The organism is Rivularia sp. UHCC 0363, from assembly GCF_034931125.1.
Lineage (GTDB): Bacteria > Cyanobacteriota > Cyanobacteriia > Cyanobacteriales > Nostocaceae > Rivularia.
The window spans coordinates 1-1,911 of record NZ_JAYGHM010000017.1 but is presented as its reverse complement, the minus strand read 5'-3'; the positions used below and the strand labels follow the sequence as shown (position 1 = coordinate 1,911).

Sequence of the window (1,911 nt, the reverse complement as noted above, 5' to 3'; positions counted from 1 at the left end):
ACACAGCATCAGTCAAACTAACTTTAACCACTTTGTTCTTTTCCGCTGCTGTTTTAGGTAAAGTTAGATTCAAAATACCGTCTTTATAATCTGCCGTGACATTAATATTTTCAACTCTTGCAGGTAGAGGAATTACACGATGGAATTTACCATAATGAAATTCGCTTCTAAAAGTACTATTTTTTTCATTTTGAGAGGCAGATTTTCTTTCCGCACTGATAGAAACAGCTTTTTCTGTCACCTGTATATCTAAGTCTTTAGCTTCCATTCCCGGAAGTTCTAATCTTAAATAAACTGCTTCCTCATTTACGCGCAATTCCGCTGCGGGAACTTTGACTTCTCTATCTAATTGACTTTGTAAAGCGTTCAATTCTTGCCAAGGATTCCAGGTTACTAAAGTTGTCATTGGTTCTACCTTTATTTAGGAATTTAGTATTTATTCGTTGCTTTGATTCTTATAGTAATCAGAATTGAATCTAGTGTAGATTCGGTTTTCATAACTGATTTAATCATGAATACCGAACTTCTCAATTAACAATGATTAACGAGCAATTTTCATTTATAGCTGTTTAGCATCAAAAGTTCGGTTGATCGTAAATTAGGTTCGGGAAACCGAAAAGCAAGATGCTCGCATCAAATTCGCGATCGCAACTTATTTATAGATACAAAAAAGCTCTAGTAAGTGAAATACCAGAGCTTTGAAAATTAATTTAATCAATGACCAATAAACAAGTATTTTTAACTCCTAACTGCTTTTCGGTTCCTTTTGTGAAAATTGCATATGAATAGTTCTTGCTTCTTCGCTATTTTCTGCAACAGCGGTAATCAAGTAGTTAATCGTGCTTTCTGTAAAGGGAATCCGCAGATGAAAAGTACCATCTTGCTTCACTTTGATATTTTGTCCGTCAATAGTTACGGTTGAACCGGGTTCGGTCGCACCATGTATGATTAATTCCGCATCTGCTTCAAACCAGAAGTCTTTGTGGGGACGACTAAATACCCGAATAATTGGCGATCGCGATATTAACAACCATTCTTTTTCTTGGCTCAAATAGCCGATTTCAGCAACGTAATCGCGATCGGTATTGGGTATAGCTACGTAACGATGACTAACTGTAGCTTCGCATTCGTACTGTTGTACTATCTTGGCATCTTGATAACTCAAGTCAACGTTCGTTACATCATACAGTCGCAATACTAATTGAGTAGCACCTCGATTTTGCATCGCTTCTCTACTATCGGTAGAAATATTCCAAGAAGCATAAGCCCATTTAGGAGTACGATTTGCCAATAATATATTGCTTTCACCGGGTACTCCCATACCCCTGTCATGGTGAATACCGTAAATTCTGTCCCATGCTGTATCTCCTTCATCTGCGTTTGGTTCGGATGAAGGTATTTGTGTATCTAGGTCTACTTCGGCTTCGTCTGCTATTTGGTCTAAAGCTACATCTTCACCAAAGGATACTTGAGATGCTGAAGGTTCGGTTGTAGCAGGATTTTCATCTTGCTCGTAGGATTCTTCATTGTCAAGCATCTGAGAAGCAAGTGCAAACGCACCCACTCCTAAGACCACAGCACCAGCAGATGCAGAATTATCTTCTTTGGACGATATCCCAAATTGTGCAACTTGTCCTTCTGATTGCTCTTGTGAAGTATTTTCTACGAATTGCGATCGCGTAGCGTCTTCGGAGGACAAATTGTCTTGTTCCGAGGTTGTTGGTTGTGGATTTGGTTGCGTTACCCAAACATTTGGTAAACCATCGGTATTGGTTCGTACTTCCTCTTGGGGTGGTGTTGCGATCGCATCTGTTAACTGTTCGTTGGAGCCGATAATGCGAACTTCAGGTAAATCGTTCTGAGATAATTGCGCTTCGCTATCCTGCTCGGTTTCGGGGCCCCATAAATCGG

At 39.6% G+C, this 1,911-nt stretch carries 2 protein-coding genes; both read right to left on the bottom strand.

Going from position 1 to position 1,911, the window contains the following annotated elements:
• Positions 1 to 406, bottom strand: a 406-nt coding sequence (locus VB797_RS11765; RefSeq protein ID WP_323237868.1) for an Hsp20/alpha crystallin family protein, incomplete at its 3' end; no start/stop codon positions are given.
• Between the two features lie 339 nt (positions 407 to 745).
• Positions 746 to 1,911, bottom strand: a 1,166-nt coding sequence (locus VB797_RS11760) for a DUF4912 domain-containing protein (protein WP_323237867.1), incomplete at its 5' end; no start/stop codon positions are given.